Annotated in this window: 15 protein-coding genes; 10 read left to right on the top strand and 5 right to left on the bottom strand. The window is 44.7% G+C overall.

Annotation, left to right across the window (positions count from 1 at the left end; genetic code table 11):
• Position 1: 1 nt before the first annotated feature.
• Together BTO09_RS05950 and recJ are read right to left on the bottom strand one after the other, a co-directional pair.
• Positions 2 to 661, bottom strand: a complete 660-nt coding sequence (locus tag BTO09_RS05950) for a peptidoglycan-binding protein (protein ID WP_087523893.1) — start codon at positions 659 to 661, stop codon at positions 2 to 4.
• A gap of 79 nt (positions 662 to 740) precedes the next feature.
• A complete protein-coding gene (gene recJ / locus BTO09_RS05945; RefSeq protein WP_087525503.1) occupies positions 741 to 2,438 on the bottom strand; it encodes a single-stranded-DNA-specific exonuclease RecJ in 1,698 nt (565 codons plus the stop codon).
• A 127-nt stretch (positions 2,439 to 2,565) separates the two neighbouring features.
• Here recJ and BTO09_RS05940 point away from each other — a divergent pair, with 127 nt between their 5' ends.
• Positions 2,566 to 3,156, top strand: a complete 591-nt coding sequence (locus BTO09_RS05940; protein WP_087523892.1) for a carboxymuconolactone decarboxylase family protein — start codon at positions 2,566 to 2,568, stop codon at positions 3,154 to 3,156.
• Here the strand turns inward: BTO09_RS05940 and rsmI are convergent.
• From rsmI to BTO09_RS05925, 3 genes are read right to left on the bottom strand one after another with little or no spacing between them, the layout of a single operon-like run.
• Positions 3,153 to 3,827 carry a 16S rRNA (cytidine(1402)-2'-O)-methyltransferase gene (gene rsmI / locus BTO09_RS05935; RefSeq protein ID WP_087523891.1) on the bottom strand — a complete coding sequence of 225 codons (675 nt, stop codon included), beginning with the start codon at positions 3,825 to 3,827 and terminating at the stop codon, positions 3,153 to 3,155. The genes BTO09_RS05940 and rsmI overlap by 4 nt on opposite strands.
• Positions 3,824 to 4,174, bottom strand: coding sequence for a DoxX family protein (locus BTO09_RS05930; protein ID WP_087523890.1), 351 nt, complete (start codon positions 4,172 to 4,174; stop codon positions 3,824 to 3,826). The genes rsmI and BTO09_RS05930 overlap by 4 nt, the downstream gene beginning before the upstream one ends.
• Positions 4,175 to 4,178: 4 nt before the next feature.
• Complete coding sequence (locus BTO09_RS05925) at positions 4,179 to 4,952, bottom strand: hypothetical protein (protein WP_087523889.1); 774 nt, start codon at positions 4,950 to 4,952, stop codon at positions 4,179 to 4,181.
• Between the two features lie 194 nt (positions 4,953 to 5,146).
• On the opposite strand from BTO09_RS05925, the gene BTO09_RS05920 reads away from it, so the two are divergent.
• The 9 genes from BTO09_RS05920 to BTO09_RS05880 all read left to right on the top strand — a co-directional run bounded on the left by BTO09_RS05920 (position 5,147) and on the right by BTO09_RS05880 (position 14,885).
• The gene (locus tag BTO09_RS05920; RefSeq protein ID WP_087523888.1) at positions 5,147 to 5,788 is read left to right on the top strand and encodes a thymidine kinase; all 642 of its coding nucleotides are present in this window, start codon (positions 5,147 to 5,149) and stop codon (positions 5,786 to 5,788) included.
• Positions 5,785 to 6,891 (top strand): alanine racemase, encoded by a 1,107-nt coding sequence (alr, locus tag BTO09_RS05915; protein WP_087523887.1) that lies wholly within the window; start codon positions 5,785 to 5,787, stop codon positions 6,889 to 6,891. Before BTO09_RS05920 ends, alr begins: the two co-directional genes overlap by 4 nt.
• Before the next feature lie 85 nt (positions 6,892 to 6,976).
• Positions 6,977 to 7,384 (top strand): large conductance mechanosensitive channel protein MscL, encoded by a 408-nt coding sequence (mscL, locus tag BTO09_RS05910; protein ID WP_087523886.1) that lies wholly within the window; start codon positions 6,977 to 6,979, stop codon positions 7,382 to 7,384.
• Positions 7,385 to 7,498: 114 nt separating this feature from the next.
• On the top strand, positions 7,499 to 8,491 hold the full coding sequence (locus tag BTO09_RS05905) for an aspartate-semialdehyde dehydrogenase (RefSeq protein WP_087523885.1): 993 nt from the start codon (positions 7,499 to 7,501) through the stop codon (positions 8,489 to 8,491).
• Between the two features lie 53 nt (positions 8,492 to 8,544).
• Positions 8,545 to 8,943: a DoxX family membrane protein gene (locus tag BTO09_RS05900; protein WP_087523884.1), complete on the top strand. Its 399-nt coding sequence runs from the start codon at positions 8,545 to 8,547 to the stop codon at positions 8,941 to 8,943.
• Positions 8,944 to 9,082: 139 nt separating this feature from the next.
• Complete coding sequence (locus BTO09_RS05895) at positions 9,083 to 10,456, top strand: hypothetical protein (protein WP_157663436.1); 1,374 nt, start codon at positions 9,083 to 9,085, stop codon at positions 10,454 to 10,456.
• Between the two features lie 27 nt (positions 10,457 to 10,483).
• On the top strand, positions 10,484 to 12,112 hold the full coding sequence (locus BTO09_RS05890; protein ID WP_087523882.1) for an FG-GAP-like repeat-containing protein: 1,629 nt from the start codon (positions 10,484 to 10,486) through the stop codon (positions 12,110 to 12,112).
• A gap of 109 nt (positions 12,113 to 12,221) precedes the next feature.
• Positions 12,222 to 12,596, top strand: a complete 375-nt coding sequence (locus BTO09_RS05885; protein ID WP_087523881.1) for a DoxX family membrane protein — start codon at positions 12,222 to 12,224, stop codon at positions 12,594 to 12,596.
• Between the two features lie 126 nt (positions 12,597 to 12,722).
• Positions 12,723 to 14,885, top strand: a complete 2,163-nt coding sequence (locus tag BTO09_RS05880) for a prolyl oligopeptidase family protein (protein WP_087523880.1) — start codon at positions 12,723 to 12,725, stop codon at positions 14,883 to 14,885.
• Positions 14,886 to 14,899: the final 14 nt, after the last annotated feature.

The following is a 14,899-nucleotide window of genomic DNA, read 5'->3' as shown; positions in this document are numbered from 1 at the left end:
TCTAATTCGCCAAAAGCGCATAAGCCGTTAACGGATCCATTCGGCCATCGGCATAAAAACCATTCTTTCTTTCAAATGATTCTACGGCATTAGTGGTAGCTAATTGATAGATTCCATCGTGTTCCATCTGGTAACCCATCTTAATTAAAATACCTTGAATTTCATAGACCAAAGGGCCTTCCGATCCAATACCGAATTCAAAGTCTGATGGTGCCGTTTCTAACCACCCCAAAAGCATTTCTTTTTTGCTCTTTAAAGAGGCCTTTGCAGTATCTAAGCCCATTTCCTTAGCCTCTATCTGAACATTGTTCATGCCTGCTTCTTTAAGCCTAGCAGATTCCTGTAACTTGGCTTCAAGACCTTTTAGTTTGGCCATCAGTTCTTCATAAGTGGCTACAGCAGCTTTGGTGGCCTCGTTGTCTTTCTTAGGGGCTCTAACATCAATACTGTGAAAACTCCACATCTGAGCCACATGGCCATTTACTTTAGCCACCGCCTGATGATAATCTGCAACAACCTCCTGATCGTAGTAATTCAGGTCAATATTGGCCGGTGCCTGGTAGGTTGAACCTGGCGGATTGAATCTCTTGTATTTACTGTAGGCGTTATAGCCCAATATGCCCACAATGATGAGCAATAAGAATATTATTATCTGTTTCATCCCAGAAAAATTGCGTTAGTTGAACAAAGCCTTGGCCTTGCTTTGCAAAAATAAAAGTACATAATTCTACGCTATGCAGCTAGGATTCTGCCTTCTTCAGGTCTTTTGCGCGTAACTGTAAGCTTACCCTACCATTCCAATGGTTCTCATCCAAACTGTAAACCAGATCAAAAGGTGTTTTTTCTTTGATCAGATCGATTTTCTTTCCCAGACCAAATCCTATGGCGTCAAAAGCGAATTGTCCATCTGTAGCTTTGAACTTAAGATGTGATCCGTCTGACCCAACTGGTTTTGCCCAACCGCTGTCTGTCAGATTTCGAGTAGCAAAAACCGGAGTGCGGTTTCCCGGACCGAATGGTGCGAACTGTTTTATGAGTCTATAGAACTTGGGAGTTATGTCTGCAAATGAAATTTCCAAGTCCACGCTGATCTGGGGAATCTTTAAGGAATCGTCTAAGGTTTGCCCGACTACTTTTTCAAAGGCAGCTTTGAAATTCTCGTATTCGGCCTCTTCCAAAGTAAAACCTGCCGCATATTTATGGCCCCCGAATTGAATCATATGGTCCTTACAGGCGGCTAAGGCCTCATAAACATCAAAACCACTAACAGAACGAGCAGAGCCAGCCAAGACTTCTCCAGATTTGGTGATCACCAAAGTAGGCCGGTAATATTGCTCAATTAGTCGCGAGGCAACTATTCCAATAACTCCTTTGTGCCAATGGGGTTCATAGACCACGGTAGTTGACCTATCTTCTTCTTGTTCATCCAAGATCTTAGCTAAAGCTTCTGCGGTGATCTGCTCGTCTGTCGCTCTACGAGAAGCATTGAAAGCCTCGATCTCTTGAGCAAATGCAAGGCAAGAATCAACTGCATCCGCCATTAACAAAGCCACTGCATAATCTCCGTGCTTCATTCTACCAGCTGCATTGATGCGAGGGGCAACTACAAAGACAAGGTCAGAGATATCATAGGTCTCTTTATCTCGCTGTCCTAATAGTGCCTGGATTCCCGGTCGTGGATTCTCATTGACCACTTGTAGCCCATAAGCGGCCAGTACTCTGTTCTCACCTGTCATCGGAACAATATCTGCGGCGATAGCAGTCGCAACGAGATCCAAATAAGGCAGTAGATCCTGGAGCTGCTCTCCGCGATTCTGCCCCAAGGCTTGTATGAGTTTAAAACCAACGCCACAACCGCAAAGTTCTTTATACGGATATTGGCAATCCGATCGCTTCGGATCCAAAACTGCTACTGCATTCGGCAAGGCGTCCCCGGGTAAGTGGTGATCACAAATAATAAAATCTATACCCTTTTTGGCGGCGTAATCCACTTGATCTATGGCCTTGACCCCACAATCCAGAGCTATAATAAGTCCAACCCCATTGTCGTGTGCAAAATCAATGCCTTGAAGCGAAACCCCATAGCCTTCGGCATAACGATCTGGAATATACGTGGTTACCCGCGGATACCTTTGCAACAAATAAGAAGCCATAAGTGCCACACTACAGGTGCCATCAACATCGTAATCACCATATACCATAATAAGCTCTTCTTCTGCTATAGCCCGCTCAATTCGAGCTACAGCTGCCTGCATGTCCTGCATTAAAAAGGGATCGTGCAATGCCTCTAAGGAAGGCCTGTAAAAGTCCTTGGCCTCTTCAAAGCTTGTGATACCACGTTGAACCAGTAATATTGCCACAGCTTCTGGTATACCTAATGCTGTTGCGAGCTGCTGTACAGTAGCTTTATCTGGTTTTTCTTTGAGGTTCCATTGCATCATTGCTGAGGTGTGACTGCGGATTCTATTCTGCAGGTAAAGGTAGCCAAAAGTCTGTTTTTTGTGTAAGGTATCCCCCGATTCACCGCCTTAAATTTGTAAATTCACAACATAAAAAATTGAACCCATGCCTTTAGTGACTCCACTTTCTCCGGACCACGATCCGGAAACCGCCAAACTGGCCGAATTTTTCAACGAAACTCTTGGTTTTTGCCCAAACAGCGTACTAACCATGCAACGCAGACCGGCCATTAGCAAGGCTTTCATTAACCTTAACAAAGCGGTAATGGCCAACGAAGGACGTGTCACCTCAGCCTTAAAACGCATGATCGCTTGGGTAAGTAGTAATTCTACCGGCTGTCGTTATTGCCAAGCGCATGCCATTCGTGCCGCAGAACGTTATGGAGCAGAACAAGAGCAATTAGACAATATCTGGGAATACCGCACCCACCCTGCCTTTAGCGAAGCCGAACGCGCTGCGCTTGATTTTTCACTAGCTGCTTCGTTGGTTCCAAACCAAGTAGATGATCAGATCAAAGAACGTCTCTACCAATACTGGGACGAAGGTGAGATCGTTGAGATGCTCGGTGTGATCTCTTTATTCGGGTATCTGAATCGTTGGAACGACTCTATGGGAACTTCTATTGAAGATGGCGCTGTAGAAAGCGGCAATCAGTATTTAGGAAAACACGGTTGGAATAAAGGGAAGCATCTTTAAGAAGCTCCGGCTACCACCAAAACAAATTCACCTTTAGGCGCTTTGGTTTCAAAGTGCCTTTTTATTTCTGATAGGGTTCCACGAACCAACTCTTCGTGCAGTTTAGTTATTTCTCGGGCAGCAACAGCCTTGCGATCACTTCCGAACAACTCTTCGAACTGCGTTAAAGTTTTGAGTAGCTTATGCGGAGATTCGTAAAACACCATAGTTCTAGATTCGTCTTTAAGACCATCTAACCGCGTTGCACGGCCCTTCTTAACCGGCAAGAATCCTTCGAAAACAAATCGCTCACAAGGCAAACCGCTTGCGGCCAGGGCAGGTATCAAAGCAGTCGCTCCTGGCAGACACTCCACTTCCAAACCGGCCACCAAAGCCTCTCGAACCAAAAGAAAACCCGGATCGCTAATTGCTGGGGTTCCGGCATCAGAAATCAAAGCAATGGTCTGTCCGGCCTGCATCTGCGCAACTACAGCCGCAGTAGCCTTGTGCTCATTGTGCATATGATACGAACGCATCGGAGTAAGGATCTCGTAATGTTTAAGGAGTTTCCCGCTGGTACGGGTGTCTTCTGCTAGAATAAGGGAAACAGACTGCAACACCTCTAAAGCTCGCAAGGTGATATCTTTTAGGTTGCCTATCGGCGTGGGTACCAAATAAAGTGAAGCGTTCATCGATAGTATTTACCAAAAAAGTACGATAGTAGCAGCGCAATGGCTGCCAACAGTACAAAGGTAACGGAATCTCCTAAACGCTCGTGGGCAAAAAAGGCGAGTACTAAGTCAAAGAATAATCCGGCATAGGCCCACTCGGTAAGCCATGGGATCTTTCTCCAAAGGATCATGATTATGGCCAGAACTTTGGCTATAGCTAGCGGAATTACCAAATAATCCGGATAGCTGAAACGTCTGAAGAAACCTTCGACCATTTCCGTATTGGTAAAATACATGCTTGCAGAATAGCCCATTATAAGGCATATGGCCACTGTGCTGGCCCAGTAAACAAGCTTTCCCGGATGCATAAGCTTAGAATCGGCGCTCTATTATGCTCATAAAGCGCTCTGCAACCTCTTGTTTTTCCAACCAATAATTATACTCCGGTTTTACTTGGCCGTTGATGAAATCTTGGGCCTGCTGAAACGAATCGCAGGTGTCCAGTTGAGACATTACGCGAGCATAGTCCTCTGGCTTGTTGTCAAAAAGATGCTTGATAAATGCGATCCTGTCGTTGAGCCCTATCTGTGCTTTAGCAGCGGAGGCATCATTAAGCGAAAGCGGTTTGTCCACCGAATTATTTGTAGTTTCGGCAGCTTCTGGAGCTTCTGGAGTTTCTACTGCGGTGGGTGTTGGTGGAGTTTCTTGCTTGCGTTCAAACACTGGAGTGTGTTTGTAATCGGCGGCAAGTTCTTCTAGGTCGTTCTTAATGTATTTGGCTTTGGGCAAGACCTCCTCTAGCAAGGCGTCTACCTTCTGAGACTCCTCTGGCATTTGTGCAACAATATCTTTGATCTTTTCTATAAGCGGTTCTACCAGTTCATCGTCGTGTACTGGTTTTTCTACAGGTTTAGGTTCGGTAAACCAATTCTGTTCTCTATAGCTCTTGGAGTCTAAGGATTCACTATCGGGCACTGGGGTGGTCAAGGGATCTACGCCAACTTGAGCTTCCAGATGACTCAATATGGTGAGTTTCTCATAGAGTCTTTGAGCCTTCTCTTTGAGGTCTACCGCACTAAGTACCTTGGGCCCGTCTAATATTTCCTGTGCCAATTCGCGCAATTCGGCATGGATGGTCTTGTTCATTTTTCTCACTTTACAGAAGTTTTGGATTTGAATTTTAAAAGATTCGCACTTGTTAGTCTGTTCGCGATCTTAAAAAGTAAAGTTCAATCCATAACTTATCAAATTAGCTCCTTTTTGTTTGGACGTTTTGTTACCTTTACGCCATCCGTTAATTCTAACGGATTTTTGTCATTTTTCGTGTAGTAAATTACAAAATGTTTCTCGAAAACACCGTAAATCAGCAAGAACAGTTCGGATGGATAGAAGTCATCTGCGGCTCCATGTTCTCTGGTAAAACAGAGGAACTCATCCGTAGATTAAAACGCGCGCAATTCGCCAAACAACGCGTAGAGATCTTCAAGCCAGCTGTAGACAGACGTTACGATGACGAGATGGTAGTTTCTCACGACAGCAACGAGATCCGTTCTACTCCTGTTCCAGCGGCGGCCAATATTCCTATTCTGGCAGACAATTGCGATGTGGTCGGTATCGATGAGGCACAATTCTTTGACGACGAGATTGTCAAGGTCTGTAACGATCTGGCTAACCGCGGTATTCGCGTTATTGTGGCTGGTTTGGATATGGATTACAAGGGCAATCCTTTTGGCCCTATGCCTGCCCTTATGGCAACGGCAGAATATGTGACCAAAGTACACGCTGTTTGCACACGCACCGGAAATTTGGCGCAGTACTCTTACAGAAAATCGGCCAATGATAATTTGGTATTACTCGGGGAAACCGACGAATACGAGCCCTTAAGCCGCGCAGCTTTTTACAAAGCGAACCTCCGCGAGAAACTCTCCAAAATGGAGGTAAAGGATCCGGAAGAGATCAGTCCGAAGCAAAAGAAAGCATGAGTCTAGCTGCAGAAACTGTATTGGAACTGGACCTTGGTGCACTCCAACACAACTATCGTTTTTTAAGATCTAAATTGGCGCCGGCTTGTCGTATGCTGGCCGTGGTAAAAGCCAATGGATATGGGGGCGATGCAACTACTATTGCTTTGGAACTCCAAGAATTGGGCGTTGACTATTTAGCCGTAGCCTATGTGAGCGAAGGTGCCTTTTTACGAGATGCAGGCGTTACTTTGCCTATTCTTGTTTTGCATCCGCAGCCGGCCAACTTCGAACTAATGGTTAGCAAATGTTTGGAACCAAGTATTTATTCCGAGCGACTTCTGAACCTTTTCACTCAATTTGCACAAGCCCAAAAACTAGTTGCATATCCGGTTCACCTTAAAGTAAACACAGGCTTGAACAGGCTGGGCTTTGACCCTGCTGAAACTGTTCTAGCTGCCACGGCCATACAAAAAGAAGATGCACTGAGTCTGCGATCGGCCTTTACGCATTTAGCAGCTAGTGAAGACTCCGCAGAAAAAGAATTTACCCTTAAACAGCTTAGCGCATTCGATGCTATCCTCCCAGCGTTGCGACAAAAAGGCGATGACAAATTCTTTGCGCACGCAACCAACACTTCTGGTATCATCAACTATCCGCAAGCTCATTACGATCTTGTCCGAACTGGAATTGGCCTCTACGGTTATGCCAATGAGGCGAGTCTAGACAAACAACTCAAACCGGTCATGCGTTTAAAGACGGTTATCAGTCAACTGCATCAATTAAAGCAAGGTGAAAGTGTAGGATACAACCGTGGTCATGTCGCTAAGGATGCTATGACCATTGCAACCTTGCCTGTAGGTCATGCCGATGGTCTACCCCGTGCTTTAGGAAAAAGTGTGGGCAGTGTGATTTTAAACGGAAAGCACGCGCCAATTGTCGGTAATGTCTGTATGGACATGATCATGGTAGATGTGACTGGTATTGCTTGCCAAGAAGGCGACTCCGTGGAGGTATTTGGCGAGCAACAATCTGCAGAAGAATTGGCAAAAAAGGCCGGTACCATCTCTTATGAATTGCTCACCGCTGTCGGTGGTCGAATAAAACGCGTCGTTCTTCGATAAGTCTGTTAAAAACTTCAGCCCCTCAAATCACATTCCGTCTTAGTTTTTAGTAATTTGTAGACAATTAACTAATACATCAATTTCCATGTTAAAAGAATTTAGAGATTTTATCATGACGGGTAACGTCATTGATTTGGCAGTAGCCGTTATCCTTGCGGGTGCTGTAGGTCTGGTAGTCAATGGATTTGTTAGCGACATCATGATGCCAATTGTTGGGCACTTCGCTGGCGGATTAGACTTTGCAGACATGAAAGTCGTTTTAGACGAAGCAGTTGTTGCTGCTGACGGTTCCGTTACTTCTCCAGAAAATGCAATTATGTATGGAAAGTGGGTGAATGCCATCATCAACTTAATTACTGTAGGATTCGTATTGTTTATGATCGTTAAGGCCTACAACAAGACTAAGAAAAAAGAAGAGCCTGCTCCTGAGGCTCCGGCTGGACCAACTCAAGAAGAGTTGCTTGCCGAGATCAGAGACCTACTTAAAAAGTAATCTCTTTTAAGATTAGATAGCTGAAACCGCCTTCCCCCAAGGCGGTTTTTTTATGTTTCTTTTTAGACCTCCTTTAAGTGTCATGCTTTACTTTTGCATTTTAAAATTTAAATCATGTATAAAGTAGCAGTTGTAGGTGCTACCGGAATGGTAGGCCAAGTCATGCTTCGCGTTTTAGAAGAGCGCGATTTCCCAATTGAAGAACTGATACCGGTTGCCTCAGCGCGTTCGGTTGGAACCCCAGTAGCATTCAAAGGGAAACAGTATAAGGTGGTAAGCATGGAAACTGCGCTAGACATGAAACCTCAATTGGCCTTATTCTCTGCAGGAGGTGATACTTCTAAGATGTGGGCGCCAAAATTTGCTGAGATCGGTTGTACCGTGGTCGATAATTCTTCGGCTTGGCGTATGGAACAAGATATTAACCTGGTAGTTCCTGAGATCAATGCATATAACCTCAGCAAAGCTGACAAGATCATTGCCAATCCAAATTGTTCTACCATTCAATTGGTTATGGTCCTTAAGCCATTGCACGATAAGTACAAGATAAAGCGTGTGGTGATCTCTACCTATCAATCGGTTTCCGGAACAGGTAGCAAGGCTGTAAACCAAATGAACAACGAGGTGAACGGAGTACAAGGAGAAATGGCTTATCCTTATCCTATTTATAAGAATGCCCTGCCACATTGCGACGTTTTTGAGTCTAACGGCTATACCAAAGAAGAATTCAAATTGGTTCGCGAAACACAAAAGATCCTAAACGACAGAAGTATTGCCCTAACAGCTACCGCTGTGCGTATACCGACAGAGGGAGGGCACTCTGAATCTGTGAACATTGAATTTGAAAACGATTTTGAGCTCAGCGAAGTCCGCAGCATGCTGGCCGCCACTCAAGGTGTTGTGCTTCAAGACAATCCAGATACCAATACGTATCCTATGCCACTTTACGCCCACCACAAAGACGATGTTTTTGTTGGACGTATTCGCCGAGACCTGAGTCAAGCCAACAGTTTGAATCTGTGGATCGTAAGTGATAACCTCAGAAAAGGGGCGGCAACCAATGCAGTTCAGATAGCGCAACACTTGGATAAGGAAAATCTTTTGTAAGCTGTTTGGGGAGGCTTCGTCTAAGACCTCATAATCAACCCAAAACAGTTAAAATGAAATATTTAAATCTTATTATCCGCGTCGGACTAGGACTTATGTTGTTGCTTTTCGGTTTCAACAAGTTCTTCTGGTTTTTGCAAGACTTTGATTTTAGTGGATACCCTCAAGCCGAATATCTATTCACTGCCCTGCGTTATTCTGACGCAACAGATGTGGGCAAAGGATACTTGATGGGCCTTGTAGGACTTACCGAAGTGGTCGTTGGATTACTCCTGGTCATTAGAAAATGGGTGCCATTAGCTTTAGTAATGTTGGTGCCTATATCAATTAACATAGTATTGTTCCACGCCTTTTTGAATTTGCCAAACATCGGGCCTGCTATCTTGGTAGCCTTATTGAACGGATACCTGATGTACAAAAACTGGGACGCATACAAACCGATGTTCCGATAAACATTCTGGTCTATCCCCATTTAAAGATTAACAACCATCTGTTTGGATGGTTGTTTTTTTTGCAATATTTTTGTTAAAACCCTATGTGGTAGGGTTTTTTGTCCCGTTCTTGTTTAAATATTACACTAATGTGCCAACCATGATCAGCCTTTTTAAAAGGATTGGACTCTCTTGTCTTGCCCTAGGGGTACTGATAGGATGTAATTCAGACGACAATGACTACTCACCATTGGCCTACGAAGCTATTGATGATGTCGCCTTTGTTGCTCAGAACGCAACCGTGATCATTGATGTTTTTGCCAACGATGTCAATGTGCCTACCCAAGGCCAATTGCTGGTACAAAGCGTTTCTTCTGGCACAGCCAACGTAATCGATCCCAACAACACTCCCAACGACCCTAGCGATGATCTTTTAGAATATATCGCAGACGGTGGCATATTTGGAACCATCACTCTGCAATACGCTCTGTGCGAAACCGGCACGGACAATTGCACAGGAGCAACCATTAATGTCACAGTCACACCTGTCAGTCCTGTAAATTTCAATCTGGAACAATTCCCCTACGACAATCTTTCAGATTACAACTTTTTTGAAGGTGCAATGGCCAACCAAGAACCGGTCTATGGTGTATTACCATACAAGCCAATCAGTACCTTATTTACCGATTATGCCTTAAAGAAGCGATTCATTTGGATGCCAGATGGTGTTCAAGCGCAGTACACAGAATCTTATGAGTTGCTGCAGATGCCTGTCGGTACTATTCTTATCAAAACCTTCTATTACGACAATGTATTGCCTGCTGGCGACACTCGGATCATTGAGACCCGTTTGATCTATCGCACAGCCGAAGGCTGGGAATTTGCCGAATACATTTGGAATGAGGCACAAACAGAGGCCACCTTGAATCTGGATGGCGATTTTACAGAGGTAAACTGGCTACAAGACGGCGTGGAACGCAGTATTAACTACCGTATTCCATCCGAAGCAGAATGCTTTACTTGCCACAAAACACAATTAGACCCGATCCCAATCGGCCTAAAACCTCAACACATCAATAGCGATTACCCTTACGCAGATGGCGTAGAGAATCAATTACGCAAACTTATCGCCATGGGTTATTTGGCAGAAGGTCTGCCTGCGGAGATCGAAACCGTAATTGACTGGAGAGACACTTCGCAGCCCATTAGCCTCAGAATGCGATCTTATGTAGATATAAATTGTGCGCATTGCCACTCAGACGACCGTCATTGTGATTATCGTCCGGTGCGCTTTGCCTTTAACGAATCTGCGGACAATGTGAACCTCGGTGTTTGTGTGGATCCGGAAACTCCGATCCCGCCTAATACGAAGATCGTTGTCCCTGGCGATATTGATACTTCTGTGCTCTTCTTTAGAGTGAACTCAGAGGCAGAAGAATACCGCATGCCCCTTTTGGGCCGAACTATACGCGATGAAGAAGCTGTTGCCATGGTGGAAGCCTGGATCAACTCACTTACTGAGTCCTGCGACTAAAAAATTGAAACACTTAACTAAAAAACGATGAAGAAAATTATTTTAAGCATCCTCGCCCTAACTACGGTGGGAGCTGTTTTTGCCCAAGAATCAGGCACGGTAGATCCGGTGAGTTTCGGATTTACCTCTGTTTCTACTTCTGGCTCTAACCGAGCTGTTGTAGATATGAATGGAGACTTTCTAGACGACATAGTTTCTATTAGTTCTACCAACGTGAATATCTTAGAGCAACAAGCCGATGGAACTTTTGTAACTCGCAATATTTCTACGACTTCGGCCAACTATACACCTTCTTGGTCATTAGCTGCTGCGGATTACAACCGGGACGGTTATACTGACTTGCTTTACGGCGGTGGTAGTGGAGTGACCTTTATGCGCTCTGACGGAACCGGAAGTGGTTTCGTAGAAGTTTCTGGTCCAGAATTCGTGTTCTCTCAGCGTTCCAATTTTGTAGATATCAATAACGATGGAGACATGGACGCCTTTGTTTGTCACGATGTTGCACCAAACGTATACTACATTAACGACGGAACTGGAGCATTGACCTTTAACCAAGGTGGTTTAGGAGATTATCCTTCTGGAGGTAACTACGGATCGGTTTGGATTGACTACAACAACGACGGATTACTGGATATGTTCATCGCTAAGTGTGGTGGAGAGGTTGCTCGTAGAACCAACCAAATGCACCTGAACAATGGTGACGGAACTTTCACTGAGAATGGAGCGGCCATTGGTCTTGCAGACCCTATGCAAACTTGGTCTTCTGCTTGGGGAGATTTTGACAACGACGGCGACATGGACGTGTTTGTAGGAGCGAGCTCCGGAGCACATAAATTAATGCGAAATAACGGTCCTGGAGCGGGCTACACCTTTACCGATGTAACTGCCGCCTCTGGGGTGCTTTCGGTTACAGCTACAGGAATTGAGAACGCTACCTACGACTTTAATAACGACGGTTTCTTAGATATTGCCTCTAACGGAAACATTCTTTACGGAAACGGAGATCTTACTTTTACGACTATAGACTTTGGTGCTATTAGCGGAAGTAATGGCGCCTTTGGAGATTTGAACAACGACGGTTTTGTCGATGCTTTCAACTCAGGATTCATTCGTTTCAACTCAGGAAACGACAACCACTGGTTGGTTATAAACACTGTTGGAGACCCTAGTAATATTAATGGAATTGGAGCTCGTATTGAATTGACTACCGATTCAGGGACTCAAATTCGCGATGTGCGCAATGGAGAAGGATTCCGTTTCTTAAGTACTTTGAACACGCACTTCGGAACAGGTGCAGATACCAACATCAACACTTTAGTAGTTAAATGGCCATCTGGAACCGTTGACACCTTTGAAGATGTAGCTGTAGATCAAGTAGTGACTATCTATGAAGGCCAGCCGCTAAGTGTAGAAGAGCAAACCAACGAAGTTGCACTTACTGTTTATCCTAACCCGGCGACAGAGATCCTGCAATTGGATTACAGAACTCCACTTAACGATGCACAATACACCATTTACAACCTAAACGGTGCATTGGTACAGTCTGGCGTGGTTGCCAACAAATCGATCAATGTGGCAGCACTTGCTAGTGGAGCTTATGTGGTAAAGATCGAAACTGGTGGCGCAGTGATCAACAAACAGTTCTTAAAGCAATAGGAACTAATTTTATTACGACACTTAACCCTGTGATCTTCAGACCACAGGGTTTTTTATTTTTAGTATCTTTAATTCATACTTGTGTGCAACTAACTAACCATCCCCTTGTATGAATTCCACCTTTTCTAAAATCCTGAAATGGCTCCTGGGCTTGTCTTTGCTTGTTTTTGGAGCAAACAAATTCTTTGAGTTTTTAAGCCCGCCTGCTTTTCCACCTAGGGCCGCAGAATTTATGACTTCCTTAGATGCCACCGGTTATGTACTTTACATCGTTGGGGCCTTGGAGATTCTGGTTGGCCTTATGCTTTTGCTGAATCGGTGGGTGCCTTTTGCACTGATCCTCTTGGCGCCAATATCGCTGAACATTGTCTTGTTCCACATCTTTTTAGATCTACCGGATATAGGTATTGCTTTGGTTGTTGCAGGACTTAATGTTGTCCTGATTTATAAATATTGGAAGGCTTACACGCCACTGTTTACTTAAGTCGAGCCATAAGCTGCTGTTAAACTGCCAATTGTATCTTAAAACAAAGTGCAGTTTTTCTTACCTTTAGCTGCCTTAAAACAGGCAGTAAAAGATCCTTTTTTCACTGGTTAAATTGTAATTTCGATGAAGCGATTAATTGGAGTAGCCGTATTGGCTCTCGCGGCCATGAGCTGCCAAGAAAACACCTCTCAACCTGTACCCACTGTGGAATATCACGAAACTAAAAAAGTTGACACCGTAGATACCTATTTCGGAGTTGACGTTCCAGATCCATACCGCTGGTTAGAAGACGACAGAAGCGAAGAAACAGAAGCATGGGTAGACGCACAAAATGCGGTGACCAATGGTTTTCTCGATACTATTCCTTTTAGAGACGAGCTCAAGGCGCGTTTAAAATCCATTTGGAATTACGAAAAAGTAACAGCTCCATTTAAAGAAGGCGAATACACCTACTTTAGAAAGAACGACGGGCTGCAAAATCAATACGTAGTTTACCGATATAAAACCGGAGACGACCCAGAAACCGCCGAAGTTTTCTTAGATCCGAACACCTTTAAAGAAGACGGAACCATTTCTCTTTCAGGCTTGAGTTTTTCTGAGGATGGGTCTCTGGCGGCTTACAGTATTTCTGAGGGTGGAAGCGATTGGCGTAAGATCCTGATCATGGATGTCGCCTCCAAGGAGATCATTGAAGACACCTTGCGCGATGTGAAATTCTCTGGTATCTCTTGGTACAAGAACGAAGGATTCTACTACTCTAGTTATGACAAACCAGAAGGCAGTGAGCTTTCTGCCAAGACCGATCAGCATAAATTGTACTACCACAAGCTTGGAACAGACCAAGATGCAGACCCAGTTGTCTTTGGTGCAACGCCGGCAGAGAAGCACCGTTATGTAGGCGGAGGTGTCTCTGAAGATAACAAGTGGTTGTCTATTTCTGCCTCGGTTTCTACCTCCGGAAACAAGATGTTCTTGAAAGATCTGGAAAACCCAGACAGACCACTGATCACTGTGATAGACAATGTGGACAGCGATACCTATATGTTGGACAATGACGGAGATACCTTGTATTTGGTGACCAACCTCAATGCGCCTAACCAACGTATCGTTAAGACCAATGCCAGCAATCCGAGTCCGGAGAATTGGGAAGACGTAATTCCTGAAACCGAACATGTACTCAGCCCTTCCACAGGAGGAGGATACATCTTTGCAGAATATTCGGTAGACGCGATCTCTAAGGTGATGCAATACAATTATGACGGAAGCCTGGTGCGTGAAGTGGCATTACCAGGTATAGGTTCTGCCGGTGGCTTCTATTCTAAAAAGGAAGAAAAAGAGATCTATTTCAACTTTACCAACTACTACACGCCGGGTAGTATTTTTACCTATCAAGTAGATAGTGGAGAAGTTGCCTTGTACCGCAAATCGGCCATCGATTTTAACCCAGACAATTACGAGAGTAAACAAGTTTTCTATACCTCCAAAGACGGCACTAAAGTGCCTATGATCATTACGCATAAAAAGGGCTTAGAGCTTAATGGCAAAAACCCAACTATCCTTTACGGTTACGGCGGATTCAATATCTCATTGAACCCCGGATTCAGCATTGCCAATGCCGTTTGGATGGAACAAGGTGGGGTTTATGCCGTGCCTAACCTTCGCGGAGGCGGCGAATACGGTAAGGCTTGGCACGATGCCGGAACGCAAATGCAAAAACAAAATGTATTTGACGATTTCATCGCCGCAGCAGAATACCTTATCGAAAACAACTACACTTCCTCTGATTACCTTGCTATTCGCGGTGGCTCTAATGGAGGATTACTTGTCGGCGCTGTTATGACTCAGCGTCCAGAGCTAATGAAGGTGGCGCTTCCAGCCGTAGGTGTGCTAGATATGCTTCGCTATCATACCTTTACCGCTGGTGCGGGATGGGCTTACGATTATGGAACTGCAGAAGACAGCAAAGAAATGTTTGAATATCTGCTGGGTTACAGCCCGGTACATAACGTAGAGCAAGGAGTGAATTATCCGGCTACCTTGGTAACCACTGCCGATCATGACGATCGTGTTGTGCCAGCGCACAGTTTTAAATTCGCTGCAGAACTTCAGGCCAAGAATGGTGGAGCAAATCCGACCCTGATCCGTATTGAAAAAGATGCAGGACACGGCGCTGGAACACCCGTTACAAAAACCATTGAGCTCTATGCCGATCTCTTTGGCTTTACGCTCTACAATATGGGATATCGCGTATTGCCAGAAGACGTCAGCAATAAGATAAAAGGATAAAAAATCGCCCTTGC

This window comes from Gilvibacter sp. SZ-19 (assembly GCF_002163875.1).
Lineage (GTDB): Bacteria > Bacteroidota > Bacteroidia > Flavobacteriales > Flavobacteriaceae > Gilvibacter.
The sequence above is the reverse complement of the archived record's forward strand: the minus strand, read 5'-3'. Positions and strand labels throughout refer to the sequence as shown.